Genomic DNA, 25,700 nt, shown 5'->3' with positions numbered 1-25,700 from the left:
GGGCCGTAGGCCGGGCCTCAGCCCGGCATCCGGCTCACTCCTCGTCCTCTTCCGCATCCAGGAGTTCCATGTTGAGGCCCAGACCCCGGACCTCCTTGACGAGAACGTTGAACGATTCCGGTACGCCGGCCTCGAAGTTGTCCTCGCCCTTGACGATGCTCTCGTAGACCTTGGTCCGGCCCGCCACGTCGTCGGACTTCACCGTCAGCATCTCCTGCAGGGTGTAGGCCGCACCGTAGGCTTCCAGCGCCCAGACCTCCATCTCGCCGAAGCGCTGACCGCCGAACTGCGCCTTGCCGCCCAGCGGCTGCTGCGTGACGAGACTGTAGGGCCCGGTCGAGCGCGCGTGGATCTTGTCGTCCACGAGGTGGTGCAGCTTCAGCAGGTACTTCACGCCGACCGTCACGGGGCGCGAGAACGGCTCTCCGGTGCGCCCGTCGAAGAGGTTCGACTGGCCGCTTTCGTCGAAGCCGGCCCGCTTCAGGGCGTCGTTCACGTCAGGCTCTTTCGCACCGTCGAAGACCGGGGTCGCGATCGGCACGCCGCGCGTGACGTTGCTCGCCGCCTCGACCAGACGGCCTTCGTCCATGTCCTCGAGCCCTTCGCCGTAGACCTCGTCGCCGTAGGCGATCTTCATCGCCTCGCGAACCGGGGTCAGGTCGCCGGTGCGCTTGTAGTCCTTCAGCGCCTCGTCGACCTGGATGCCGAGGCCGCGCGCGGCCCAGCCCATGTGCGTTTCGAGGATCTGACCGACGTTCATGCGCGACGGCACGCCGAGCGGGTTGAGGCAGAAGTCGACCGGCGTGCCGTCCTCGAGGAACGGCATGTCCTCGATCGGAACGACGCGCGAGATGACGCCCTTGTTGCCGTGACGGCCGGCCATCTTGTCGCCCGGCTGCAGCTTGCGCTTCACCGCGACGAAGACCTTGACCATCTTCATCACGCCCGGCGGCAGGTCGTCGCCCCGGCGGACCTTCTCGACCTTGTCCTCGAAACGGGCGTCGAGCGCGCGCTTCTGCGCCTCGTACTGCTCGTTCAGGGCCTCCATGTTCTTGGCGTCCTGCTCTTCCCCGAGGGCGAGCTGCCACCACTGGCCACGCGTGAGCGTCTCCAGCAGCTCCTCGGTGATCTCGGAGTTCGCCTTGACGCCCTTGGGCCCCTTCACCGCGGTCTTGCCGAGGATCATGCCCTTGAGGCGCGCGTAGATGTTGCGGTCGAGGATCGCCAGCTCGTCGTCGCGGTCACGCGCGAGGCTCTCGATCTCTTCACGCTCGATCTGCAGGGCGCGCTCGTCCTTCTCAACGCCGTGGCGATTGAAGACGCGGACCTCGACCACGGTGCCGTAATCGCCCGGCTTCACCCGCAGCGAGGTGTCGCGCACGTCCGACGCCTTCTCGCCGAAGATCGCGCGGAGGAGCTTTTCCTCCGGCGTCATCGGGCTTTCGCCCTTCGGCGTGATCTTGCCCACGAGGATGTCGCCCGGCTCCACGTCGGCGCCGATATAGACGATGCCCGCCTCGTCGAGGTTGCGCAGGGCTTCCTCGCCGACGTTCGGGATATCGCGGGTGATCTCTTCCGGCCCGAGCTTGGTGTCGCGCGCTGCCACTTCGAATTCCTCGATGTGGACGGAGGTGAACACGTCGTCCTGCGCGATGCGCTCGGAGATCAGGATCGAGTCCTCGTAGTTGTAGCCGTTCCACGGCATGAACGCGGCGATGATGTTCTTGCCGAGCGCCAGCTCACCCATGTCGGTGGACGGGCCGTCGGCGATCACCTCGTTCTGGCCGACAGTGTCGCCCACCTTCACCAGCGGACGCTGGTTGATGCAGGTGTTCTGGTTCGACCGCTGGAACTTGCGCAGACGGTAGATGTCGACGCCCGGATCGCCCGGATCGATGTTGTCGGTCACCCGGATCACGATCCGCTGCGCATCGACCTGGTCGATCACGCCACCGCGGCGCGCGGTGATCGCCGCGCCGGAATCGCGGGCCACGACCTCTTCGATCCCGGTGCCGACGAGCGGCGCCTCGGAGCGCAGCGTCGGCACCGCCTGCCGCTGCATGTTGGAACCCATCAGCGCGCGGTTGGCGTCGTCGTTCTCGAGGAACGGGATCAGCGACGCCGCGACAGACACCAGCTGCTTGGGCGAGACGTCGATCAGGTCGACGGTCTCGTTCGGCGCCAGCGTGTAGTCGCCCGACTGGCGGGTCGACACGAGGTCGTTGACGAACTTGCCGGTCTCGTCGAGCTGCGCGTTCGCCTGGGCGACGGTGTGGCGCATCTCCTCGGTCGCGGACATGTAATGGACTTCGTCCGTCACCTGGCCGTTGTTCACGACGCGGTACGGCGTTTCGATGAAGCCGTACTTGTTCACCCGCGCGAAGGTGGCGAGCGAGTTGATGAGACCGATGTTCGGACCTTCCGGCGTCTCGATCGGGCACATCCGGCCGTAGTGCGTCGGGTGAACGTCGCGCACCTCGAAGCCGGCACGCTCACGCGTCAGACCGCCGGGCCCGAGGGCCGACAGGCGCCGCTTGTGCGTCACTTCCGAGAGCGGGTTGGTCTGGTCCATGAACTGCGACAACTGCGAGGAGCCGAAGAACTCGCGCACCGCGGCGGCGGCGGGCTTCGCGTTGATCAGGTCCTGCGGCATGACCGTATCGATCTCGACCGAGGACATGCGCTCCTTGATCGCGCGCTCCATGCGCAGGAGGCCGACGCGGTACTGATTTTCCATCAGCTCGCCGACGGACCGCACCCGGCGGTTGCCGAGGTGGTCGATGTCGTCGATCTCGCCCTTGCCGTCACGCAGTTCCACCAGCGCCTTGATGCAGGCGACGATGTCCTCGCGGTCGAGCGTGCGGGTCGTGTCGGGCTTTTCGAGCGCCAGGCGCATGTTCATCTTCACCCGGCCGACGGCCGAGAGGTCGTAGCGCTCGGAATCGAAGAACAGCGTGTCGAACAGGGCCGAGGCGGCCTCCACCGTGGGCGGCTCGCCCGGGCGCATGACGCGGTAGATGTCCATGAGCGCGGTGTCGCGGCCCATGTTCTTGTCCTGCGCCATGGTGTTGCGCATGTACGGGCCGACATTGACGTTGTCGATGTCAAGAACCGGGATCTCGGTCACGCCGGCATCCATCAGCTCCTTGAGCGTGCCGCCGGACACCTCGCCGTCCTTGTCGACGGTCCAGGTCAGCTCGTCGCCGGCCTCGACGTAGATGGCGCCGGTTTCCTCGTTGATGATGTCCTTGGCGACGTACTTGCCGACAATCTGGTCGAAGGGCAGCAGCAGGTTCTTCACCTCGCCCTCGTCGATCAGCTTCTTGACCGCGCGCGGCGTGACCTTCTTGCCCGCCTCGGCGATCACCTCGCCGGAATCGGCGTCCACGAGGTCATGAGTCGGGCGCGTGCCGCGCACACGCTCGGGGAAGAACTTCGTCTTCCAGCCCTTGCCCTTAACCAGTTCGTAATCGACCGTGTCGTAATACGCATCCATGATCGCTTCCTGGTCGAGTCCCAGGGCGTACAGAAGCGTGGTCACCGGCAGCTTGCGGCGACGGTCGATGCGCGCATAGACGATGTCCTTGGCGTCGAACTCGAAGTCGAGCCAGGAGCCGCGATAGGGGATGATCCGGCAGGCGAAGAGCAGCTTGCCCGACGAATGCGTCTTGCCCTTGTCGTGGTCGAAGAACACGCCCGGCGAGCGGTGCATCTGGGAAACGATGACCCGCTCGGTGCCGTTCACGATGAACGTGCCGTTGGGCGTCATCAGGGGCATGTCGCCCATGAAGACGTCCTGTTCCTTGATGTCCTTGACGGACTTGGCCCCGGTGTCCTCGTCGACATCGAACACGATCAGGCGCAGAGTGACCTTCAGCGGCGCCGAATAGGTCATGTCGCGCTGCATGCACTCCTCGACATCGTATTTCGGCTTCTCAAGCTCGTAGGACACGAACTCGAGGACCGACGTCTCGTTGAAGTCCTTGATCGGGAAGACCGACTGGAACACGCCCTTGATCCCCTCGCCGTCGAGCGGCTGGGGCTGGTCGCCGGACTTCAGGAACAGGTCGTAGGAGCTTTTCTGAACCTCGATGAGGTTCGGCATCTCGAGAACTTCGCGGATCTTGCCGTAATAGCGGCGAAGGCGTTTCTGACCGAGATAGGATTGCGCCATGGGTGTCGTCACCTTGTCTGTCGTCTCACCTGAGCGCGCGGGCCGTCGGGCCCCGGCCGCGGGCTCATCCGAGAGAGCGTGTTCCGGTCAATGCGCGGCCTCCGTCCCACCGGAAGCCTCCCGACCCTTGGAACCTCGCCTGGGGAAGGGTCGCGCACGGCCCTTGCCAAGACGGGTTCGGCTGGACCCGGGGGCGGCCCGGATCCAGCCTTCGAATGCCGCAGGGCGGGCGATTCGCCCACCCTCGCCGCGATCACTTGAGCTCGACTTCCGCGCCTGCGTCTTCGAGCTTCTTCTTGATCTCTTCGGCTTCGTCCTTGGACGCGCCTTCCTTGACCGGCTTGCCGCCGGCCTCGACCAGCTCCTTGGCCTCTTTCAGACCCAGGCCGGTGATGCCGCGGACTTCCTTGATCACGTTGATCTTGGATGCGCCGGCCGACTTCAGGATGACGTCGAACTCGGTCTGCTCCTCGGCGGCCTCGGCTGCGCCGCCACCGTCGGCGGGGCCGGCCATCATGACGGCGCCGCCCGAAGCGGGCTCGATGCCGTACTCGTCCTTGAGGATGGTTTTCAGTTCCTGTGCCTCGAGGAGGGTCAGACCCACGATCTCTTCGGCAAGTTTCTTCAGATCAGCCATTGTGACTTCTTTCCATATCTAGATGTGATCCAACGCCGCGAATACAAGCTTTCGCGCATGGGACTCACGGGATGCCTTAGGCCGCCTCGGCCTTTTCCTCGATGGTCGAAAGGATGGAGGCGATGTTCGAAGCAGGCGCGCCGATCGCACCGGCGATGTTCGAAGCAGGGGCGCCAAGCATGCCGGCGATCTGAGCGAGAAGCTCTTCGCGCGACGGCATCTTCGACACGGCTTCGACACCGGCCCGGTCCAGGGCCTCCCCACCCATTGCGCCGCCAAGGACCTGCAGCTTCTTGTTATCCTTGGCGAAATCCTCGACCACCTTGGCCGCGGCCACGGGGTCTTCGGAATAGGTGAGGACGGTCATGCCCTCGAGGTACGTCGACATGCTTTCGCAGGCCTTGCCCTCCAGGGCGATCTTGGCGAGCTTGTTCTTGGCGACACGAACCGACGCGCCACCCTCTCGGGCGCGGCCGCGCAGGTCCTGCATCTCGGCAACCGTGAGGCCCTGGTAGTGTGCAACCACCACGACGCCAGAGCTTTCGAAGATCTGGCCGAGTTCCTCGACCACTTTCTCTTTCTGGGCTCTATCCACAGTTCACTCCAAGTTCTGGAGGGGCGACCCCTCCGGCTCTTTTAAAGCCGGACAATCACTGCCCGGCCCCAAGGTCCGATCGGGGCGTCACAATCGCTTGCCCGGAGGCGCCGGAGCGCCAACAGGCCGAATGTTCTCTCCCGTCTCAGGCAGGACTTAGCAGCGTCGGTTACCCTCGGCTTGCCCACCGTCTCGGACGACACGACAGGGCATGACGCGAATCGCGCAAGCCCGCCGTAAAGGGCGCAATAGACAATCTGGAAAGAAATGCCAAGAGCGCAGCGACACTGGGCGCGCACTCTTTCGGCATGCGAAAAATAGACTAGCACGTTTTCCCGGGGTCGCCAAGCCGAAGGCAAATTCCAGTCACGTCAGGGACTTCGCCGGCATCACGCACCCCCGGAAGGGGCCGCGGCCCGCTGCCGCGGGACACGACAGATTATTTTAAGCTCCCCTCCGGCCCGGCGAGTTCCGCCAGTCCGGCGGTCAGCCCCGCGACGGCCTCAGCCCCCGCAGCGGCGTCGATCGCGTCATGCGTTTCCCGCCAAACCGGCAGCGCCGCCTTCAGCACCCCCTGCCCCGCCGGCGTCAGACGAAGCCGCCGGGCCCTCGCGTCCGCCGGATCGGGCGAGGATTCCACGAGCCCGCGCCGCTCCAGCGGTTTCAGGGCCGCCGTCAGCGTCGTGCGGTCCATGCCCAGCACCTCCACCAACGCGCCCAAGCGCGGCCCGTCGGGCCGGTTGAGCGCCATCAACACGGAAAACTGCTTGTTGGACAGGTCCAGCGGCGCCAGCGCCTCGTCAAAGCGCCGCGCCACGATGCGAGCGGCGCGTTGAAGGTGCAGACACAGGCAGCGGTCGCGCACCTCGAGCGTCACCGACAGAGGCAGGTCCGGGTCCATGCCCGGCGGCGTTTCGCGGGTGTCACTCATTAACGTTGATATCAACGCAATTTCGGCGCAGCTTCAAGGGGCATCCCCACCCCCAAAGGAGATTCGCGATGCCCTATTACCAAGGCTTCCTGCTCGCGGTGCCGACCGCCAACCGCGACGCCTACAAGGCGATGGCCGACTCCGTCTGGCCGATGTTCCAGGAATTCGGCTGCCTCGGCAGCGTCGAGACCTGGGGCGTCGATACGCCGGACGGCAAGGTCACGTCCTTCCCGATGGCAGTGCAGAAGAAGGAAGACGAGACGGTCGTGTTCTCCTGGATGGTGTGGCCCAACAAGGAGACCTGCGATTCGGCGTGGGAAAAGATGATGGCCGATCCGCGCATGCAGGAAATACCCGAAATGCCTTTCGACGGCATGCGCATGATGTGGGGCGGGTTCGAACCGCTCGTCACCTTCGGACAGCCGGCCTAAACCCGCGCGGCCTCGAGCCCTGGGCCCATAAGCCCCGGGGCGCCTGCTGCCTTTCTCAAGCTCGGGGCCGACGCGCGACCGCCCGGCCCCGAATGTCTCGACGTCACTGCATCGTGATGCGCCCGTCGGTATAGGGCTCGTACGGCGTTTCGTCCGCCAGGTACTCCGCCGTCACGTCGGCCAGATCGGGGCCGAAATCGTAGGCGTCCCGGGCGTCCACGAACATCGCGTACCCGTCGCCGCCGTTTCGCACGTAATTGTTCGACACCACGCCGTAGAATTTATCCTCCTCCAGCGGCTCGCCGCCGATCATCACGTCCGAGACGCGCGATCCGACCTCGGCGGACGCGTCGACGGCAAAGGACATTCCCGCCACTTGCGGGAAGCGCCCGGCGCCCTCCTCGATCTGGCTCACGCCGTTCTCCAGCGCCTCCTTCAGCGCCGCGCCTGTCACCCGGAAGGTCGACAACGTGTTCTGGAACGGCAGCACGGTCAGAACCTCGCCCATCGTCACCTCGCCTTCGTCGATGGAAGCGCGCAGGCCCCCGCCGTTCGTGATGGCCACCTCGATGCCCTGATCGGCGACCCGTGCCAGCATCGCGTCGGCCACGAGGTTGCCCATCTGGCATTCCCCGGCGCGACAGGCTTCGCGCGAGCCTTCGATCGCCTCGGTGCTTTCGGCCACGACCTCCTGACGCAGTTCCTCCAGCGGCTCCGCCAGTTCCGCGACCCGCGCCTTGGCCTCCTCGTCCTCCGACACGCTCGAATCCAGAAGGCGCGGCGCCCCCGACACCTCGGTCACGGTCCCAACGTCATCGAATGTCACCTCGATCTCGCCCAGGTACTTGCCGTAGGCATAGGCGGTGAAGATCGGCACGTCGCCGACCATCACCGGATAGGGACCGGCCGCGCCTTCCATGTCGCCCAGAAGCGTGTGGCTGTGCCCGCCGATGACCAGATCGACGCCGGTCAGTTCCTCGGCGAGGCGCCGATCCTCCGGCAGGCCGACATGGGTCAGCAGCACGATCTTGTCGATGCCCCGTTCGGTCAGCGCGTCGATCTCGGCCTGCGCGGCGTCGACGGTGGAGGAAAAGATCACGTTGTCGCCCGGCGAGGACGTTTCCGGCGTGTCCTCGGCCAGCACCGACACGACACCGACCTGCGTGCCGCCTTCGGTCTCCAGCACCACCGATTTCCGCAGATCGCCAAGACCCTGGGCCCCGCTCACGTCGATATTCGCCGACAGGACAGGAAACTCGGCGAGATCGAGAAACTCCCCGAGCCCCTCCGGCCCGTTGTCGAACTCGTGGTTGCCCACCGCCATCGCGTCGTAACCGAGGCGGTTCATGAACTCCGCCGCGATCTCGCCGCCGTATTCGGTGAAAAAGAGCGAGCCCTGGAACATGTCGCCCGCATCGAGCAGCAGAACATCGCTCTGCGCGCCCTCCCGGGCCGCGTCGATCGCGGTGACGAGCCGGGCGATGCCACCGAAACACTCGCCGGCCTCGTTGTCCTCGGGGGCGCAGGTCGAATCGTAGGCCGAGATCGGCTCGAAGCGGTCGTGGAAATCGTTCGTGTGCAGGATGGTGAGCGTGACATCGGCCTGCGCCGCGCCGGCGCCGATCGCAAGGGCGGCGGCACTGACCATGAGGGATCTGGACATCGGGACTTCCTTTCGGTGATGCGGCCCCGATGCTGCCGCGCGGCACCGGATCTGTCCAGCGGCAAGCTTGACCGGATCGCGCCGGCACGCCATGACCGGCCCATGCTCATCTACAAGATCTTCCGCGAACACGAATACGCCGACTTTCTCCGCGACGGAGAGACCGCCGGGGCGCCGATCGACCTCGCCGACGGCTACATCCATTTCTCCACCCCCGAGCAGGCGGAGGAGACGGCGGCCAGGCACTTCGCCGGCGAGGACGGGCTGATGCTGGTGGCCTGCGACGACGCCGCGCTCGCCCCGGACCTCAAGTGGGAACCGTCGCGCGGCGGCGAACTCTTCCCGCATCTCTACCGGCGGCTGAAGGCCGAGGACGTCGCCTGGGCGCAGAAGCTGCCGCTCGAAGGCGGGCGCCACAACTTCGACCCCGCGGAGGGCTGATGCTGGAGCGCGCCGGCCTCGCGCTTCTGCGCCGCGTCGATCCCGAACGGGCGCACGGTCTCGCGTTGCGGGCGCTGCACTCCGGGCTGGTACCGCTTCCGGGCCGGATCACCAGCGACCGGCTGAGGACCGAGGTGGCAGGGCTCAGCCTCGACAACCCCGTCGGCCTCGCCGCGGGCTTCGACAAGAACGCGACGGCGCTGGCGCCGCTGTCCCGCGCCGGCTTCGGCTTCCTGGAGGTCGGCGCCATCACCCCGCGTCCCCAGCCGGGCAATCCCCGCCCTCGGCTCTTCCGGCTGACCGAGGATCGCGCCGCGATCAACCGCTTCGGCTTCAACAACGACGGGATGGAGGCGGCGGCGGAGCGGCTCGCGGCCCGCCCGCGCGAGGCGGTGATCGGCCTCAACCTCGGCGCCAACAAGGACAGCGCCGACCGTGCCGCCGACTTCGCAACGGTTCTGCGCCGCTGCGGGCCGTGGCTCGACTTCGCCACGGTCAACGTCTCCTCGCCCAACACCGAAAAGCTGCGGGACCTGCAGGGGCGCGATGCCCTCGCCGCGCTTCTGGCCGGGGTGATCGAAGCGCGGGACAGCCTGCCACGCCGCGTTCCGGTCTTCCTCAAGATCGCGCCGGATCTGGACACGCGCGGGCTTCGCGACGTCGCCGAGGTCGCGCGCGAAAGGCGCGTCGACGCCATCGTCACGACCAACACGACGCTCTCCCGCGACGGCCTGCGCTCGACCCACGGGGCGGAAGCCGGCGGCCTCTCCGGCGCCCCCCTCTTCGACCGCTCGACCCGCGTTCTGGCGCACCTGTCGCAACTCACGAACGCCGAGATCCCGCTGATCGGCGTCGGCGGTATCGGCTCGGCGGCCGACGCCTATACCAAGATCCGCGCGGGAGCGTCGGCCGTGCAACTCTATACCGCGCTGACCTTCGACGGCCTCGGCCTCGTGCGCAGCATCGCCGAAGGGCTCGAGTCCCGCCTTGCCGCCGACGGTTTCGCAAACGTCGCGGACGCCGTCGGCACCGGTCGTGACGCCTGGCTCTGAGCGCACCGCGGAAGGGTCAGAGAACCGGCGGCACCTCGGCCCGCGCGGCCGCCGCGACGAAGGCGGCGATCTTCTCGGCGTCCTTCTCACCGGGCGCCGCCTCCACGCCCGAAGACACGTCCACCTGCCGCGCCCCGGTCATCGCCACCGCGCGGCCCACGTTCTCCGGCGTCAGCCCCCCGGCGAGCATCCATGGGACGGCAACGCGCAGCCCCGCGATCAGCCGCCAGTCGAAGGCGAGCCCGTTGCCCCCCGGCAGCGCCGCGCCCGCGGGCGCCTTGGCATCGATCAGGATCTGATCGGCAACCCGCGCATAGGCGGCGATCCGTGCCACGTCCTCGTGCCCCGCGACACCGACCGCCTTCATCACCGGCAACCCTGTGCGCGCCCGCACCTCCGCCACCCGCTCCGGCGTCTCGCGCCCGTGGAGCTGCACCATGTCGACCGGCACCGCTCCAAACACCGCGTCCAGAAGCGCGTCGTCAGGATCGACCATCAACCCGACCTTGAGAAGTCCGACAGGCGCGCAAGCGGCAAGCTCGCGCGCCGCCTTCACCGAAACACATCGGGGCGACGGCGGAAAGAACACGAACCCGGCATAGACCGCACCGGCCCGCGCCGCCGCCTCGACATCCGCCCCCCGCGTCAATCCGCAGATCTTTACCCGCACCTCCGGCACGTCCCTCTCCTTCATCTGGTCGACAAACCCCGGGGCGATTGCGCCCCTTGCGCGGGCGAGGGTGGCTCCCGCCCGCGCCCTGATCGTCCGCGATCAGGGCGCCAGACACGTGCGCCGCAGCGCAGCGCGCCGCCGGCTCAGCGCGGCTGGTCGAGGATCGCCAGCACCTCGTCCTTGCCGCGGTCGCGCTCGGCCCGCGTGCGCTTCAACTCGCGTTCCAGCCGCCGCGCTTCGGCGTCCTTGCGCGAGGCGGCGGCGCGGTGCTTGTACTCGCGCAGCCATTCCCACACGAAGCCGATCAAGAGCCCCGCGACGATGCCGGCGAAGATCACCAGGAACAGCGGCAGGTCAATCCCGTACTGAACGCCGAACAGTTCCGCCACGTCCGGCGGCAGCAATTGCAGCGTCACCAGCCCACGGTTGGCCAGAGCCACGCAGATCAGAACCACCGCCAAGGCGGCAAGGAACACGTATCTGATGTAGCGCATCTCAGGCCTTTCCGTTCAGTCGATCACGGAGCAGTTTTCCGGTCTTGAAGAAAGGCACGTGTTTTTCTTCGACGTCAACCGCCTCTCCGGTGCGCGGGTTGCGACCGACGCGCGCATCGCGCTTCTTGACCGAGAAGGCACCGAAGCCCCGCAGCTCCACCCGGTCGCCGCGGGCCATGGCCGTCACGATCTCCTCGAAGATCGTGTTCACGATGCGCTCCACGTCGCGTTGGTAGAGATGCGGGTTCTCGTCCGCAATCTTCTGGATCAGTTCGGACCTAATCATCGCGCAATGCCCCCGTGAACGCCGGTTGTTCCCCGCCGGTTATACGACCGGACTATACGACCAAGGAGGCCATTCCGAAACCGAAACCAAGGCAAAAAATGCCTTGCTCGACGCCACTTCGCCCGCATCGCACCGGATTGAGGCCTGCCGCGCCGCGGCATCGGGGACGCGGCGGCCGGCCGCACCGGTGCGCCGCCGCGCCCTCGGATCACGATTCGGTCAAACGAAACGGCCCCGGTCCGAGCCGGACCGGGGCCGTCGATGCTGTGCGGCAGGCGCCGAAGCGCCGGCCGGTATCACTCGTCGTCGCGGTTCAGCGCAGCGCCAAGGATGTCGCCCAGCGACGCCCCGGAATCGGAGGAGCCGTACTGCTCGACCGCTTCCTTCTCCTCGGCGATCTCGCGCGCCTTGATCGACAGGCCGAGGCGACGCGACTTCATGTCCACGTTGGTCACGCGCACGTCGATCTTGTCGCCCACCGAGAACCGCTCGGGGCGCTGCTCGGCACGGTCGCGCGACAGATCGGAGCGGCGGATGAAGGACTTCATGCCCTCGTATTCCACCTCGATGCCGCCGTCCTCGATCGCGGTGACCTCGACGGTCACGATCGAGCCGCGCTTGATGCCGCCGGCCGCGTCGGCGAACTTGTCACCGCCCAGCGCCTTGATGGAGAGCGAGATGCGCTCCTTCTCGACGTCGGTATCCTGCACGACCGCCTGGACGACGTCGCCCTTGCGGTAGTTCTGGATCGCGTCCTCGCCGCGCTCGTCCCAGGAAAGGTCCGACAGGTGGACCATGCCGTCGATGTCGCCTTCGAGACCGATGAACAGACCGAATTCGGTGATGTTCTTGACCTCGCCCTCGACCTCGGTGCCCGGCGGGAACTGCTCGTTGAAGACTTCCCACGGGTTGCGCTGGGTCTGCTTGAGCCCGAGCGACACGCGGCGCTTGGCCTGGTCGATCTCCAGCACCATCACCTCGACCTCCTGGGAGGTGGAGACGATCTTGCCCGGATGCACGTTCTTCTTGGTCCAGGACATTTCGGAGACGTGGACAAGGCCCTCGACCCCCGGCTCCAGCTCCACGAAGGCGCCGTAATCGGTGATGTTGGTGACGCGCCCGGTGTGCACCGATGCCAGCGGATATTTCGCCGCCACCAGATCCCACGGATCTTCCTGCAGCTGCTTCATGCCGAGGCTGATGCGGTGGGTCTCGCGGTTGATCTTGATGACCTGAACCTTGACCGTCTCGCCGATCGACAGGATCTCGGACGGGTGGTTGACCCGGCGCCATGCCATGTCGGTGACGTGCAAGAGGCCGTCGACACCGCCGAGATCGACAAAGGCGCCGTATTCGGTGATGTTCTTGACCACACCGTCGACCGCCTGCCCCTCTTCGAGGTTGGCGATGACTTCGGCGCGCTGCTCGGCGCGGCTCTCCTCGAGGATCGCGCGGCGCGAAACCACGATGTTGCCGCGGCGGCGATCCATCTTGAGGATCTGGAACGGCTGCTTGAGGCCCATCAGCGGACCAGCGTCACGCACGGGGCGCACGTCGACCTGAGAGCCGGGCAGGAACGCCACGGCGCCGCCGAGGTCGACGGTGAAGCCGCCCTTGACGCGGCCGAAGATCGCGCCTTCGACGCGCGCATCATCGGCATAGGCCTTCTCGAGACGATCCCAGGCTTCCTCGCGGCGTGCCATGTCGCGCGAGATGACGGCCTCACCGCGGGCGTTCTCTGCCGCGCGCAGGTAGACCTCGACCTCGTCGCCGACGGTGATGCCGGACTCTTCGCCGGGATTTGCGAATTCCTTGAGATCGACGCGGCCTTCCATCTTGTAGCCGACGTCGATAATGGCCTGGCCCGCCTCGACGGCGATGACCTTGCCCTTGACGACAGTGCCCTCGTCGGGCGTGTCCATTTCGAGGCTTTCGTTCAGGAGGGCCTCGAATTCCTCCATAGATGCGTTCGGCATATGTGTGTCGGTATCCTTTGACGTCATCGTTTTCCGGCCGCGCGGTTGTCTCCGCCGGTCTTTGGGTTGGTCAGGTGCCCGCAAAACAAAGAGGGCCGGAGAAGTCCCGACCCTGCCCGATCTCTTCGCATCGCGGCGTTTGCGCCTTGTCGACGCAGGCGTCATAGCGACTGAGGCGCTGCATGACAAGGGTAGAGGGGTGTCCGGCCGAGTCCGCCGGCTCGCCCCACGCCCGCGCACGAAAAAGGGCGGATCCGAAAGGATCCGCCCGAAGCCCGGAATCGGTACATGGAGACGGGGTCAGCCCGCATCCTCGGTCTGCATCTCTTCGAGGCGCTGCGCGATCTTCTGGTTCAGCTCCTCGTCCATCGACGCGGCGCGGTTGATCGCCATGTAATCGTCCATGGTCAGGCCCTCGGTGGACTCGATGGCGCCGCGCATCTCGGTGTTCGCCTGCTCGATCAGCTCCTGCTGCTGCGCCTCGTCATCGACGCCCTGCAGTTCGGCCGCGTACTGGTCACGGATCTCGGTGACCTCGATCACTGCGGACGCGAACGCCTCGATCTGCGAATCGTCGAAGTCGGGCGCCTCGGCGGTTTCGCCCATCTCGCCGGCGCCGTTCTGCGGCATCGCCTGATCGCTCTGCTGCGTTTCGGTCTGCGGCTGGGTCTGGGTCTGCATGTCGCTTTCGGCATCCTGCGCGAGAGCGAAGGTGGCCGGAAGAGCGGCAACGGTGGCGACAAGCGCGCCGGCGGTGATCTTGCGAGTCGGGAACATGACTGCTCCTTTCCTTTCGGTTCAATGCTCCGGCGCAGCGCCTGCGTCCGGTTGGCAAGGACATGGGGCCTTTGCGCGCCGGGGCCAAACCCGGACCAGAACCGTCAGCGAAATCTTGCGTTCACGTCGCGTTAGCCGGGCGGCCGTCCGCCCGCGCGCGCCGCCTCCACCGCGGCAATCGCCGCCGCGACCGCCGCCTCGATGTCCAGACGCGTGGTGTCGATTGTGACCGCATCGTCGGCCGCGCGCAGCGGTGCATCGCTGCGCGCGGTGTCGCGCTCGTCGCGCGCGCGGATATCGGCGAGCACCGCCTCCAGCCGTGTGTCGATGCCCGCAGCGACCAGTTCGCGGAACCGCCGCTCGGCCCGCACCTCGGCCGAGGCGGTCACGAAGAGCTTTGCCTCCGCCTCCGGGCAGATCACCGTGCCGATGTCGCGCCCGTCGAGCACCGCGCCCCCGGAACGGCGCGCGAAGGCGCGCTGGAAATCCAGCAGCGCCGCCCGCACCGCGCCAATGGCGCCCACGCGTGAAGCCGCCTCGCCCACCTGAGCGGTGCGCAATCCCTCGCGATCCAGGTCCTCGGGCTTCAGCGCCTCGGCCGCCGCGACCGGGTCCTCGCCGTCGAGCATCCGGCGCCCGACCGCGCGGTAAAGAAGCCCCGTGTCCAGGTGCCCCAGCCCGTAATGCGCCGCGACGCGCTTGGCGACGGTGCCCTTGCCGGATGCGGCCGGCCCGTCGATCGCAACCGTGAAAGCCATCACGAAGCCTCCCGTTCTATATGCGCGCCGAGCGCCGTCATCAGCGGCTCGAAGATCGGGAAGGAAGTGGCGATGGGCCCGCCGTCGTCAACCGACACCGGTGCCCGCGCGGCGAGACCGAGCACCAGGAAGGACATCGCGATACGGTGGTCGAGCCGGCTTTCCACCGTCGCGCCGCCGGGCACGCCGCCGGCGCCGCGGCCGGTCACGCACCACCAATCCTCGCCCTCGGCGACCTCGACGCCGCAGGCGCGCAAACCTTGAGCCATTGCGTCGATCCGGTCGCTTTCCTTCACCCGAAGCTCCTTCACGCCGGTCATCCGGGTCTCGCCCTCCGCGCAGGCAGCGACGACCGACAGCACCGGATATTCGTCGATCATCGACGCCGCGCGCTCGGGCGGCACGTCGATCCCGCGCATGGCGGGCGAGAAGCGCGCGCGCAGATCGGCCACCGGCTCCCCGCCCTCTTCGCGCTCGTTTTCGTAGGTCAGGTCGGCGCCCATCTCGCGCAGCGTTGTGAAGAGCCCCGCGCGCGTCGGGTTGAGGCCGATATTGGGCACCAGCACGTCCGAGCCCTCGGTGATCAGCGCGGCGCAGACCGGGAAGGCGGCCGAGGACGGATCGCGCGGCACCGCGATGATTTGCGGGCGCAGTTCCGGCCGGCCGGTCAACGTTATGACACGGCCCTCGTCGGTGTCCTCGGTGCGGACCTCGGCGCCAAAGCCGGTCAGCATCCGCTCGCTGTGATCGCGCGTCGCCTCGCGCTCGATCACCACCGTCTCGCCGGGGGCGTTGAGGCCGGCGAGCAGCACCGCGGATTTCACCTGCGCCGACGGCACGGGCGTGGCGTAGCGCACCGGCAGCGGGTCCGCCGCGCCGACGATGGTCATCGGCAGCCGCCCACCGGCGCGCCCGACCGTACGCGCCCCGAAAAGCGCGAGCGGATCGGTCACCCGCGCCATCGGCCGACGGTTGAGGCTGGCGTCCCCCGTGAAGGTCGCGGTGATCGGCGAGGTCGCCATCGCCCCCATGATCAACCGCACGCCGGTGCCGGAATTGCCGCAATCGATCACGGTCTCGGGCTCGGCAAAGCCGCCGACGCCGACGCCGTGCACGTGCCAGGTGCCGTCACGGCGCTCCACCTCCGCGCCGAAGGCGCGCATCGCCGCGGCGGTGTCGAGCACGTCCTGGCCCTCCAGAAGGCCGGTGATGCGCGTCTCGCCCACCGCCAGCGCGCCGAGGATCAGCGCGCGGTGAGAGATCGACTTGTCCCCCGGCACCTCCGCCGTGCCCGAAAGCGGCCCGGAGCGCTGCGCGGTCATCGGGATGGGCGTGCCGTGGCTCGACATCTTCGCTGGTCCTTTCGTGGCTCGGAGGCCCTGTTAGCAAGCGCCCCGCCCGCCGTCCATCGCGCGCCGGCCTCAGACCCGCCGGAAGGTGAGGTAATGCGGCACCCGCCCCTCGCGCAGCGCCTTCTGCTCGTAGCGGGTGGAGGGCCAGCCGGCCCAGGGCTGCCGCCAGTCGGACGGCCCTTCGGCCAGCCATTCGAAGCCGGCCTTGGGCACCTCTTCGAGCGTCTGGCGCACGTAGTCGGGGATGTCCGTCGCGACGTGCAGCACCGTGCCCGGCGCCATCGCGCGATGCAGAGGCTCCAGGTGCTCGGGCGTGACGAACCGCCGGCGGTGGTGCTTCTTCTTCGGCCAGGGGTCGGGATAGAGCAGGTAGACCGCCGACAGCGCGCCCTCGGGCAACACGTCGAAGAGGTCGCGCACGTCGCCGGCATGGACGCGGACGTTATCGGCACCGCTCTCGCGCAGCTTGCCCAGTAGCATGGCGACGCCGTTGATATAGGGCTCGCAGCCGATGAACCCGGCATCCGGGCGGCTTTCGGCCATGTGGACGAGGTGCTCACCGCCGCCGAAACCGATCTCCAGCACAACGGGGCGGTCGCCGAACACCCCGCCCAGATCGAGCCGCGCGCGGTCCGGGTTCTCGTCCCAACCGATGCCCGGGATCTGCAAGCGCGGCAGATCCTCGTCGAGGTACCGCTCCTGCGCGGGCCGCAGGGCCTTGCCCTTGAGCCGGCCGTAGAAATTGCGCCAGGGCGCACCGCTATGATGCCTGTCAGTCATGGCGGCGCCGGATAGCGCGCGGCGCGGCGCGGTGCAACGGCGCGCGGTCAGCCGTGCAGCCAGCGATGCGCGAAGGCCAACTTCGTGCGCACGCCGGAGCGGATCACGAACGGGTAGAGGTCCGGCAGATCGAGCGCGCGGTTCACGTGATTCACGGCGATCGACATCCCCACGGCGAAGTGCAGCAGCGTTTCGGTGTCGGTCTCGGCATAGGCGTCGTAGCCGCGCGGCGGGCCGTCGGGTAGTTGCAGACGGGCCGCCGCGGCACTGTCGAGAAGGTCGACGAGATGCAGAAGGTGCGCCAGCGTCTCGGCCCAGTCCTCGTGAGGATGGGCGGTGGCGTAGCTGGTGACGTGATCGTCGCCCGCCGGTTTGGGATCGGCGTAATGCGCCTTGAGCGCCGCGCCGTAATCGGCGCGCTCGTCGCCGAAAAGCTTGCGGAACGCCTCCGGGAAGCCGGGGCTCGACAGCAGGCGCAATTGCAGAAAGTGCGCCGTCTCGTGCCGCATGTGGCCCAGCATCGTGCGGTAGAGCTCGCCCAGTTCCTCCTGCCGCTCCGCCAGAACTGCGCTCCGCGCTTCGCTCACGTTGATGGTGATGACGCCGTTCGCATGACCCATGACCACGCCCGCCTCGCCGGTGGCAGTCTTCTCGGACAGCAGCCGGAACACCGGCCGGTCGCCGGGATCGGAGGCGGTGAACCAGCCCCAGCGGCCGAGCGTCGCCAGCATCCAGCGCTTGGCGGCCTCGGTCTCGGCCCAGAGCGGGCGGTTGGTGTCCTCGCGCAGGTCCGGCACGACCTCCGTCATCGCGCAGGACCGGCAGAGCCCGTCGCTTTCGGCCCGCCAGTTGCAGCCGATGGCGTCGCGGTTGCCGCACGGGGCGTCGAGCGATTGCATCGCCTGCGCATCGGGGTCGAATTCGATGGCGTGCCCGCAGCCGCAGGCGAGGTTGTGGAGGTAGGTGGCGCCGCCGCAGGCGGGACAGGTGAAGATTTGCATGATAGCCTTGCCGGATCGGGATGCGCCGGACCGATGTACGACGCCGGGGCGAACCCCTGTCGGCGTCCGTTGTTCCCTGCCTCGCGCGTTCAGGCAAGCGCCACGATCATAAGGATCGACAGGGTGAGCACCGCGATGCCGCCGGCCTCGCGGCGAGAGATGCGTTCCCGGAAGAACGTCACCCCGGCGAGGATCGACAGGATCACCTCCACCTGCGCCAACGCCTGCACGTAGGCCGCGCGCTCCAGCGTGTAGGCGGTGAACCAGCACACGCTGCCGGCCATGGAGGTCAGCCCGACCATCGCGCCGGTGCGCCGCGCGCGCCAGATCCGCCCCAGTTCCCCCGGCTCGCGCAGGTGCAGCCAGGCGGCGATGCCCAGCGCCTGGCCAAGCGTGATCAGCGCCAGCGTCACGCTCGCCCGCAGGAAGGGATCATCCGAGGCGACGGCCAGCGTCGCGCCGCGCACGCCGACCGCCGAGATCGCGAACAGGAACCCCGCGCCCAGCCCCAGCGCCAGCGCCCGCGGGTTGAGCCGCCAGCCGCGGCCCTCGGGCGGACGCGACAGGATCACCACGCCGACCACCCCGATCGCCATTGCCGCCCAGCCGCCGGCCGACAGGGGATCGCCCAGCACCAGGAGCCCGAGGATCGCCGTCTGCAGCACCGTCGTCTTCATCAGCGCGATGCCGACGGCGAAATGACGTTCGGAGAACAGCGCCACCATGCACACCGTCGCCAGCACCTGGGCCGCGCCCCCGGCGAGCGCGAAGCCCCAGAAGCCGGGACCAAGCGAGGGGAGCGGCGCGCCGGTCGACCACAGCCAGAACGCCGCCGTCAGCGCCGCGAACGGCGCGCCGAAGGCGAAGCGGGTGAAGGTCGATCCGGTCGGAGACAGCCCGCCGAGGCTCAGCACCTTCTGAAGCGCGAAGCGCAGGGTCTGCACGCTTGCCGCGATCAGCGTGAAGAGGATCCAGAGTTCCACGCCGTCTATCCCCGGAGCACGGGCGCGGGCTTCAGAACGGGAACGGATGCGCCTTGTGCACCGCGTCCAGCTCTGCGGCCAGTTCGTCCGAAATGCTCACGTCGGTGGCGCCGAGCGCGTGGTCGAGCTGATCCAGCGTGCGCGCGCCGAGGATCGAGGACGCCACGAAGGGCCGCCGCGCCGACCACGCCAGCGCCATGTGCACCGGGTCGATCCCGAAGCGCTGCGCGACATCGAGATAGGCCGCGACGGCCGGGAAGACGCGGTCGCTGATGCGCCCGCCGAGCGTTTCGTTGACCGACATGCGGGAGCCCGCCGGCACCGCGCCGCCCTGGTACTTGCCGGTCAGAAGCCCGCCGGCGAGCGGCGAATAGGGCAGCAGGCCGACGCCCTCGTTCACAAGGAGTTCGGCAAGGTCGGTGTCGGCCATGCGGTAGGCCAGCGAATACTCGTTCTGCACCGACTGCACCTCGGGCAGATCGCCCGTGCGCGCAAGGCGAAGCCATTCCGCCGTGCCCCAGGCCGATTCGTTGGAGAGGCCGAAGAAGCGGATCGTGCCGCGGGCGACCTGCTCCTGCATCCAGCCCAGCACATCCTGCATGTGCTGGCGCGTGGCCTCGCGGTCCTGCTGCCAGGGCGTGTAGGACCACATCTGCCGGAAGGCATAGCTGCCGCGGTTCGGCCAGTGGAGCTGGTAGAGGTCGATGACATCCGTCTTCAGGCGCCGCAGCGAGCCCTCGAGCGCCTCGGTCAGGGTCTCGGGCGTGATCGGCGCGCCGTCGCGCACGGCCATCTGGCCTTCGCCGGTGATCTTGGTCGCGAGGATCCAGTCGCTGCGCTTGCCGGTCTTGGCGAACCAGTCGCCGACGATCTCCTCGGTGCGGCCGACGGTTTCCTTCGCGACGGGGTTCACCGGGTACATCTCGGCGGCGTCCATGAAATTGATCCCGGCCTCCAGCGCCCGGTCGATCTGGGCGTGGGCATCCTCCGGCCCGGTCTGGCTGCCATAGGTCATCGTGCCGAGGCAGAGTTCGGAGACGGAAAGGCCGGTCCGGCCGAGCGGGCGATACTGCATGGGGGGCTCCTTCGCGGGTCGCGCGGACACTCCTAGTGGACCGAGCGGCGGGTGCAAGGCGGTGGGTGGTGCGGGTCGGACAGAAGATGGAGGTCCGGCCCAGTTCCATCCGTCTCGGGGGCATAAGGCTGGGCGGCCACCGAGGCCGCTTCCCATACCAGGGCCGAGCCCCGCGCTGACCGGCCCGGAACAAGCCGAAGGCGCCGGGCCAGCGCCGGCCCGTCCCCGCGGGTCGGCGCTTTGTCATCCTTGTGTAACGCTCGGATGGCAGAGGGGCTTGGCTGAAATAAACCACGGACCTCCGAGGTCTTTAGCGCCGCCCCACGGGCCGGCGCTGCCCCGTCACCTTCCGGCCGGTGGAGACGCTTACCCCGGCCCGCCGACATCCGTGGGCGCCACCGCCAGCGACTTCAGGACCGCGAAGCAGCGCATCCCCTCCCGCAGGCCGAGCGCGTCGGTGCTGCGCCGGGTGATCCGCGCCAGCAGGAGATCCTCCCCGGCCCGTAGCTGCGCCGTCACCCCCGGCCCGCCGCCGTAGCGCAGCGACACAACCTCCACCGGCAGCACGTTGAGCGCCGAGAGGCCCTCGGGCCGCTTCGTCGCCAGAAGCACGTCCTGCGCCAGGATCCGCACCCGCAGCGCCGTGCCCACCTCCGCCTCGATCCGCGGCAGGTAGAGCGGCCCACCAGAGATCGAAAGCTCCGTCACCCCGTCCCCGGCATGGGCGGCAACGCGCGCGGCGATCACCGATCCCGCTTCGCGCAGGCCGAGAAGATGCACCAGCGACGGGTCCGCAAGCAGCGTCTCGGGCGGGCCGGCGCGGACCACGCGGCCGCCTTCCAGCACGACAAGGTGAGTGGCCAGCCGCGCCACCTCTCCGAGGTTGTGGCTGACATAGAGGATCGGCATCCGCGCGTGATCGCGCAGGCGTTCGAGATAGGGCAGGATCTCGGCCCGCCGGGCTTCGTCGAGGGCGGCCAGCGGCTCGTCCATGAGCAGGATCTCCGGCTCCGACAGGAGCGCGCGGCCGATGGCGACGCGGCTCGCCTCCCCGCCCGACAGCGTGCGCGGGCGCCGGTCCAGTAGCGCGCCGATCCCCAGAAGCTGCGTCACCTCGTCCAGAGCCCCGGCGCCCCGGCGCCCGGTCACGCGCCGCGCATAGAGCATGTTCTCGCGCACGGTCAGGTGCGGAAAGAGCCGCGGCTCCTGGAAGACGACGCCGGCGCGGCGGCGATGGACCGGCACGTCGGTGCCGGCGGCGCTGTCGAACAGCGTGCGCGCGCCGACCGCGATCCGCCCCGCCTCGGGCCGCACGAGCCCCGCCACGGCGCCGATCACCGAGCTTTTGCCCGCACCCGAGCGGCCGTAGAGCACAGTGACCCCCTCCGGCGCGGCGAAATCGACGTCGAGCGTGAAGTCGCCCTGCCGGTGGCGGAGTGCGACGGCGAGGCTCATCCGCGGATCCGCCGTGCGATGCGCGCGCCGATCCATTCGGAGGCGACGAGCGCGCCCATCGCGATGGCAACCGAGATCGCCACCAGCGTCAGCGCCGCGCCCTCGCCCCCCGGCACCTGCAAAAAGGCGTAGATCGCCGACGGGATGGTCTGCGTCTCGCCCGGAATGTTAGACACGAAGGTGATGGTGGCGCCGAACTCGCCCATCGCCTTGGCGAAGGCGAGGATGGCGCCGGCGACGATCCCCGGCGCGATGAGCGGCAGCGTGACCGTGGCGAAGACCCGCGGGGCGGAGGCGCCGAGCGTGGCGGCGGCGGCCTCGAGCCGGGGGTCCACCGCCTCGAAGGCGAGGCGGATGGCGCGGACCATGAGCGGGAAGGCCATGATCGCGGCGGCGAGCGCGGCGCCGGTCCAGCGGAAGGCGAGCGTGATCCCGAAGAGGTCGTGCAGCAGCCCGCCGAGCGGCCCCTGACGGCCAAAGAGCAGCAGCAAAAGGTAGCCGGTGACCACCGGTGGCAGGATCAGCGGCAGATGCACGAGCCCGTTCAGCACGCCGCGGCCGGGAAAATCCCGCCGCGCCAGGAGCCATGCGATGCCGATGCCGAAGGGCAGGCTTAGAAGCGTCGCCACCAGCGCGACGCGCAGGCTCAGCGCCACGGCCTGCCAGGTCTCGGGGCCGAGCGCCTCCATCGCCTAGCGGGCCGGGCCGAAGCCGTGGGCGTCGAGGATCGCCCGGCCCGCGGGGCCGCCCAGCCAGTCGAGGAAGGCGCGCGCGGCCTCGGGTTCTGCGGCGTTCGCGGTGACCGCACCGGGATTGAGGATCGGATCGTGGCTGCCCTCGGGGAAGATGCCGGCGACGTGCACCCGCTTCTCCCCCGCCGCATCGGTGGCGTAGACGATGCCGAGCGGCGCCTCGCCCAGCGCCACGAGCGCGAGCGCGGCACGGACATTGTCGGCCTGCGCGACGCGAGGGGCAAGCGCCTCCCACTGGCCGAGCGTGGTGAGCGCCTGGCGCCCGTAGATGCCCGCGGGCACCGCCTGCACCAGCGCCATGGCGAGTCGCCCGTCGCCGAGATCGCCGGCGATGTCCGTGTCGGCCGTGACCGGTGTGGCGCTGTCGTCGCCCGCGCCACGGGCGATGAGCACCAGCCGATTGGACATGAGCACCCGGCGCGTCGCCGAATCGATCAGGTCGCGGTCCTCCAGCCAGTCGATCCAGTCGGGATTGGCCGACAGGATCACGTCGGCCGGCGCGCCCTGCGCGATCTGCCGCGCGAGCGCGGAACTCCCGGCGGGCGAGACCACGGCGCGGTGGCCGGACTGCTCGGCCCAGGCGTCCGCCGCCTCCTCCAGCGCGGGGCCGAGGCTCGCGGCGGCGAAGACGGTGATCTCCGCGGCGCGGAGCGGCGTGGCGAAAAGGCAGGCGAGAAGGAGGGCGCGGATCATCGGCGAGGCTCTCGGTACGGAACGGCGGCACTGTCGTCCCTGGCCGGAGCGAGGGCAAGGGGTCCGGCGCCGCGCCCGGCGGCTGCCGTCGCGTGGGGGCGCTGCCCCCTACACCCCCCGGGATATTTTCGGGCAGATGAAACCCGTGGGCGAGGCGCTGTACGGCAGCGGAGCGCCGTTGATCGGGGACGGATCGACGTTGAGAACATTTAGCGAACATATTAGGATGAGTTGCATGAGCCTCGCCCCCCCTCTTCGCCGCGTCCCGCACGGGGCGCCGCCCGCCCTCACCCTCTGGGACGAAGTGCCCCTGACGCTGGGTCGGGTGCACGAGATCTGCGGACGGGCGCGGCGGACGCTGGCGCTGCGTGCCCTGGCGGCGGCGGGCGCCCCGGCGATCTGGATCGCGCCAGCCTGGGGGCGCGATCCGCTGCACCCGCCGGGGATGGCCGAGTGGTGCGATCCCGGCGGCGTGGTTTTCATCGCTGCGCGACGGCCGGAGGATCTGCTCTGGGCGATGGAGGAGAGCCTGCGCGCGGGCGTGGCCTCGGCAGTGGTGGCCGAGCTGCCGGAGCCGCCGCCGCTGACTCCGGTGCGCCGGCTGCACCTGGCCGCCGAGGCAGGGGCGGCGGCGGGGCGGGGCGGGCCCCTCGGGCTGATCCTGACGCCGGGCGCGGGCGGCGCGCAAGGGGTGGAGACACGGCTGCGAATGGAGCCCGCGCATATCGGCAGCGCCGGGCGCTGGCGGCTCGAGCGGCTGCGCGCGCGGATGGCGCCGCCCCGGACCTGGCATCTCGGCCCGTCCGCGATCGAGGGGCCGGCGGAGGTGGCGATGGCGTAGCGCGACGGGCGGGCGGCCCGGAGGCTTCGGGAGCGCAGACGAGGCAGGACCCCGCATCAACGGCAGGTGCAGGCGCCCCGGCACGCCCTGAGAGAACCGGTATTGCCCCCAGGCGGCGATCCACCGGCACGCGCCTCATGGCGTGGCTCAGATCGGCCCTCGGCAATGCGGACCGGGTCAAACCGCCTCAGGCCGCGCAGCCATTTTCACGCCGGGGCGCATGTTCTGCCGGGAGGCCCGCCCGGCTCACTCCTTCTCGATGGTAAACGCCAGTGGATAGCCCGCCGCGCGGCTCTTTGTCGTTCGCGCGCCCGGCCTATTCCTCGGCCACCTTCCGGGTGAGGACGGCGATGACACAGGCGCCGCGGCGATGCGCGGTGAGCATGACCCCCAACGCCTCCTCCTTCGGACATCCGGAACACCGCCACGACGAAGTCGCACGGCGTGAAATCGTCGTTCAGCAGGATCACCTTGTAGAGCGGCGGTTGCTGCGGTCGCGTCTTGGCTTCCGAGGTCGGCGCCGTCACGGTCCGGGGCATCGCAGACCTCAGCGCCAAGTCTCGCCGAGGCGCGGCGCCCGGTCCAGTCCCGACGGCGGGCGCGCCTCAGCGCTACAGCAGGAACGCCCAGAGATCACGCAGCCGCTGCCACGTCGTCTTGTCGGACGCCGCCAGCAGATAGCCCGATGTCGTGCCGGCGCGGTAGTCAGAGCCGTCGAGCATGCGCACGTAGCCGCCCGCCCGTTCGGCGATGAGCGCCCCGGGCGTGTGGTCCCACGGCGTGACCTTGGTCGCGAGCACAAAATCCGCACCGCCCTGCGCGAAGGTGCGGAATTCGTGGCAGGCGCACCGCATCGACACCGCGCGCGACAGGCGCGGCAAGGTCGCGACGAAGGAGTCCTGCCGGTCGCGCGGCAAGAGGTAGGGCGAGGCGAACCCGACCAGGTCCTCCAGCGTGCCGCCCGAAGAGGCGCGCAGGGGGCGCGGCCGCTGGCGCCCCTTGACGAGCTCGGCCGCCTCGCCGGTCTCGGCCCAGATACAATCGTCCATCACCGGATCGTAAAGCAGCCCGAACACCGGCACGCCGTAGCGCGTCATCGCCACCATCACCCCGAAGAGCGGCAGGCCATTGGCGAAGTTCCAGGTTCCGTCCACCGGATCGATGGTGAAACCCAGCGCCGCCTCCGGCAGCCCGTCCACCACCTCGGGGCGGGCGCTGGCGTCCTCCTCCCCGACGATGACGGCATCGGGCCAGAGCGCCTGCAGCCCGCGGGCGATCATCTTCTCGGCCTCGCGGTCGGCGTCGGTGACGAGGTCCTGCGGCCCGGACTTCCGATCGATGTCGGCGGCGCCGAGATTGCGGAAGCGCGGCATGATCTCGGCCCGGGCGGCGCGGCGGACGAGGTTCAGCACCTGCGTCTTCTGCGCGCGCGTGATCTGCGCGGAAAGCGGGGCGGGCAGGCTCTCGGTCATCGGGGATTCCCTTCGGCGGAGGTCTCGCGATCACGGCTTAGGGGGGTGAGGCGCGGCGTTCAAGCCGAATGGGCGGGGTCGGCGGCGCCGTTTGCGCCACGGCCGGATTGCGCCAGCTTGTCCGGCAACCCGAAGGCAGCCCCCGGGATCGCCTCGGTCACGTCCGAAAAGGCCCGTGCCCGCCCCTGTCCGGCCGCCTCACCTGGCGGCATCGAAACACGCCTCCGGCGGGAGTATTTGCAACGAGAAGAAACAGGCGCGCGTGCAGCTTCTTTGGGCTTCAAATACTCCGGGGAGCGCGAGGGGCCGGCCCCTCGCTCCGCCCGGCGCCGCCAAAGCGCACGGCATGGCGCCGATAGGCCGGCCCGGGCAAGCGACCTGCGACTCCGCATGCGTCGCGCACCGGGA

The 25,700-nt window shown here is 68.9% G+C and carries 24 protein-coding genes and 1 pseudogene; 4 read left to right on the top strand and 21 right to left on the bottom strand.

The window, feature by feature from the left end; translation table 11 throughout:
• Nucleotides 1-34 precede the first annotated feature (34 nt).
• The 4 genes from rpoB to F3H57_RS16815 all read right to left on the bottom strand — a co-directional run bounded on the left by rpoB (nucleotide 35) and on the right by F3H57_RS16815 (nucleotide 6,337).
• Nucleotides 35-4,174, bottom strand: coding sequence for a DNA-directed RNA polymerase subunit beta (gene rpoB / locus F3H57_RS16830; RefSeq protein WP_149757170.1), 4,140 nt, complete (start codon nucleotides 4,172-4,174; stop codon nucleotides 35-37).
• Nucleotides 4,175-4,427: 253 nt separating this feature from the next.
• Entirely contained in the window at nucleotides 4,428-4,811 is a 384-nt protein-coding gene (gene rplL, locus F3H57_RS16825; protein ID WP_149757168.1) for a 50S ribosomal protein L7/L12, read from the bottom strand.
• A 76-nt stretch (nucleotides 4,812-4,887) separates the two neighbouring features.
• Nucleotides 4,888-5,406 carry a 50S ribosomal protein L10 gene (gene rplJ, locus F3H57_RS16820; protein WP_149757166.1) on the bottom strand — a complete coding sequence of 173 codons (519 nt, stop codon included), beginning with the start codon at nucleotides 5,404-5,406 and terminating at the stop codon, nucleotides 4,888-4,890.
• Between the two features lie 439 nt (nucleotides 5,407-5,845).
• Nucleotides 5,846-6,337, bottom strand: coding sequence for a MarR family winged helix-turn-helix transcriptional regulator (locus F3H57_RS16815; RefSeq protein WP_223163113.1), 492 nt, complete (start codon nucleotides 6,335-6,337; stop codon nucleotides 5,846-5,848).
• Between the two features lie 68 nt (nucleotides 6,338-6,405).
• Between F3H57_RS16815 and F3H57_RS16810 the strand changes: the two genes are divergently transcribed.
• Nucleotides 6,406-6,768 carry a DUF1428 domain-containing protein gene (locus F3H57_RS16810; RefSeq protein WP_149757164.1) on the top strand — a complete coding sequence of 121 codons (363 nt, stop codon included), beginning with the start codon at nucleotides 6,406-6,408 and terminating at the stop codon, nucleotides 6,766-6,768.
• 103 nt (nucleotides 6,769-6,871) lie between these two features.
• On the opposite strand, the gene F3H57_RS16805 is transcribed toward F3H57_RS16810, so the two are convergent.
• The gene (locus F3H57_RS16805; protein ID WP_149757162.1) at nucleotides 6,872-8,431 is read right to left on the bottom strand and encodes a bifunctional metallophosphatase/5'-nucleotidase; all 1,560 of its coding nucleotides are present in this window, start codon (nucleotides 8,429-8,431) and stop codon (nucleotides 6,872-6,874) included.
• Nucleotides 8,432-8,533: 102 nt separating this feature from the next.
• Between F3H57_RS16805 and F3H57_RS16800 the strand changes: the two genes are divergently transcribed.
• Nucleotides 8,534-8,872, top strand: a complete 339-nt coding sequence (locus F3H57_RS16800; RefSeq protein WP_149757160.1) for a DUF952 domain-containing protein — start codon at nucleotides 8,534-8,536, stop codon at nucleotides 8,870-8,872.
• On the top strand, nucleotides 8,872-9,924 hold the full coding sequence (locus tag F3H57_RS16795; RefSeq protein ID WP_149757158.1) for a quinone-dependent dihydroorotate dehydrogenase: 1,053 nt from the start codon (nucleotides 8,872-8,874) through the stop codon (nucleotides 9,922-9,924). Before F3H57_RS16800 ends, F3H57_RS16795 begins: the two co-directional genes overlap by 1 nt.
• A gap of 16 nt (nucleotides 9,925-9,940) precedes the next feature.
• Here F3H57_RS16795 and F3H57_RS16790 read toward each other — a convergent pair whose 3' ends face one another.
• The 14 genes from F3H57_RS16790 to modA all read right to left on the bottom strand — a co-directional run bounded on the left by F3H57_RS16790 (nucleotide 9,941) and on the right by modA (nucleotide 22,979).
• Nucleotides 9,941-10,618 carry a phosphoribosylanthranilate isomerase gene (locus F3H57_RS16790; protein WP_149757156.1) on the bottom strand — a complete coding sequence of 226 codons (678 nt, stop codon included), beginning with the start codon at nucleotides 10,616-10,618 and terminating at the stop codon, nucleotides 9,941-9,943.
• A gap of 122 nt (nucleotides 10,619-10,740) precedes the next feature.
• The gene (locus tag F3H57_RS16785) at nucleotides 10,741-11,091 is read right to left on the bottom strand and encodes a lipopolysaccharide assembly protein LapA domain-containing protein (protein ID WP_149757154.1); all 351 of its coding nucleotides are present in this window, start codon (nucleotides 11,089-11,091) and stop codon (nucleotides 10,741-10,743) included.
• Nucleotide 11,092: 1 nt separating this feature from the next.
• A complete protein-coding gene (ihfB, locus tag F3H57_RS16780) occupies nucleotides 11,093-11,377 on the bottom strand; it encodes an integration host factor subunit beta (RefSeq protein WP_085792311.1) in 285 nt (94 codons plus the stop codon).
• A 296-nt stretch (nucleotides 11,378-11,673) separates the two neighbouring features.
• Nucleotides 11,674-13,380, bottom strand: coding sequence for a 30S ribosomal protein S1 (gene rpsA, locus F3H57_RS16775; protein WP_149757153.1), 1,707 nt, complete (start codon nucleotides 13,378-13,380; stop codon nucleotides 11,674-11,676).
• Between the two features lie 273 nt (nucleotides 13,381-13,653).
• Nucleotides 13,654-14,130 (bottom strand): DUF4168 domain-containing protein, encoded by a 477-nt coding sequence (locus F3H57_RS16770; RefSeq protein ID WP_149757151.1) that lies wholly within the window; start codon nucleotides 14,128-14,130, stop codon nucleotides 13,654-13,656.
• Nucleotides 14,131-14,261: 131 nt separating this feature from the next.
• Entirely contained in the window at nucleotides 14,262-14,888 is a 627-nt protein-coding gene (locus tag F3H57_RS16765) for a (d)CMP kinase (protein WP_149757149.1), read from the bottom strand.
• Nucleotides 14,888-16,237 carry a 3-phosphoshikimate 1-carboxyvinyltransferase gene (gene aroA / locus F3H57_RS16760; protein WP_149757147.1) on the bottom strand — a complete coding sequence of 450 codons (1,350 nt, stop codon included), beginning with the start codon at nucleotides 16,235-16,237 and terminating at the stop codon, nucleotides 14,888-14,890. Before aroA ends, F3H57_RS16765 begins: the two co-directional genes overlap by 1 nt.
• Before the next feature lie 72 nt (nucleotides 16,238-16,309).
• On the bottom strand, nucleotides 16,310-17,020 hold the full coding sequence (trmB, locus tag F3H57_RS16755; protein WP_149757145.1) for a tRNA (guanosine(46)-N7)-methyltransferase TrmB: 711 nt from the start codon (nucleotides 17,018-17,020) through the stop codon (nucleotides 16,310-16,312).
• Nucleotides 17,021-17,067: 47 nt separating this feature from the next.
• Entirely contained in the window at nucleotides 17,068-18,021 is a 954-nt protein-coding gene (locus F3H57_RS16750; protein WP_149757143.1) for a zinc-binding metallopeptidase family protein, read from the bottom strand.
• An 89-nt stretch (nucleotides 18,022-18,110) separates the two neighbouring features.
• Nucleotides 18,111-19,004, bottom strand: coding sequence for a DMT family transporter (locus tag F3H57_RS16745; protein WP_149757140.1), 894 nt, complete (start codon nucleotides 19,002-19,004; stop codon nucleotides 18,111-18,113).
• A gap of 31 nt (nucleotides 19,005-19,035) precedes the next feature.
• Nucleotides 19,036-20,079 (bottom strand): aldo/keto reductase, encoded by a 1,044-nt coding sequence (locus tag F3H57_RS16740; protein ID WP_149757138.1) that lies wholly within the window; start codon nucleotides 20,077-20,079, stop codon nucleotides 19,036-19,038.
• Nucleotides 20,080-20,445: 366 nt separating this feature from the next.
• Nucleotides 20,446-21,534, bottom strand: a complete 1,089-nt coding sequence (modC, locus tag F3H57_RS16735) for a molybdenum ABC transporter ATP-binding protein (RefSeq protein ID WP_149757136.1) — start codon at nucleotides 21,532-21,534, stop codon at nucleotides 20,446-20,448.
• Nucleotides 21,531-22,223 (bottom strand): molybdate ABC transporter permease subunit, encoded by a 693-nt coding sequence (gene modB / locus F3H57_RS16730; protein WP_149757134.1) that lies wholly within the window; start codon nucleotides 22,221-22,223, stop codon nucleotides 21,531-21,533. Before modB ends, modC begins: the two co-directional genes overlap by 4 nt.
• Nucleotides 22,224-22,226: 3 nt before the next feature.
• Nucleotides 22,227-22,979, bottom strand: coding sequence for a molybdate ABC transporter substrate-binding protein (gene modA, locus F3H57_RS16725; RefSeq protein ID WP_149757132.1), 753 nt, complete (start codon nucleotides 22,977-22,979; stop codon nucleotides 22,227-22,229).
• A 235-nt stretch (nucleotides 22,980-23,214) separates the two neighbouring features.
• Here modA and F3H57_RS16720 point away from each other — a divergent pair, with 235 nt between their 5' ends.
• Entirely contained in the window at nucleotides 23,215-23,820 is a 606-nt protein-coding gene (locus F3H57_RS16720) for a hypothetical protein (protein WP_149757130.1), read from the top strand.
• Between the two features lie 316 nt (nucleotides 23,821-24,136).
• Here the strand turns inward: F3H57_RS16720 and F3H57_RS22990 are convergent.
• A pseudogene (locus F3H57_RS22990) lies at nucleotides 24,137-24,359 on the bottom strand (ATP-dependent Clp protease adaptor ClpS).
• A 72-nt stretch (nucleotides 24,360-24,431) separates the two neighbouring features.
• A complete protein-coding gene (locus F3H57_RS16710; protein WP_149757128.1) occupies nucleotides 24,432-25,292 on the bottom strand; it encodes an inositol monophosphatase family protein in 861 nt (286 codons plus the stop codon).
• Nucleotides 25,293-25,700: the final 408 nt, after the last annotated feature.

Origin of the sequence: Roseivivax sediminis, from assembly GCF_900112685.1 — a bacterium.
GTDB classification, from domain to species: Bacteria; Pseudomonadota; Alphaproteobacteria; order Rhodobacterales; family Rhodobacteraceae; genus Roseivivax; species Roseivivax sediminis.
Note: the sequence above shows the minus strand (reverse complement) of the source record. Positions and strands in the feature narration are given on the sequence as shown.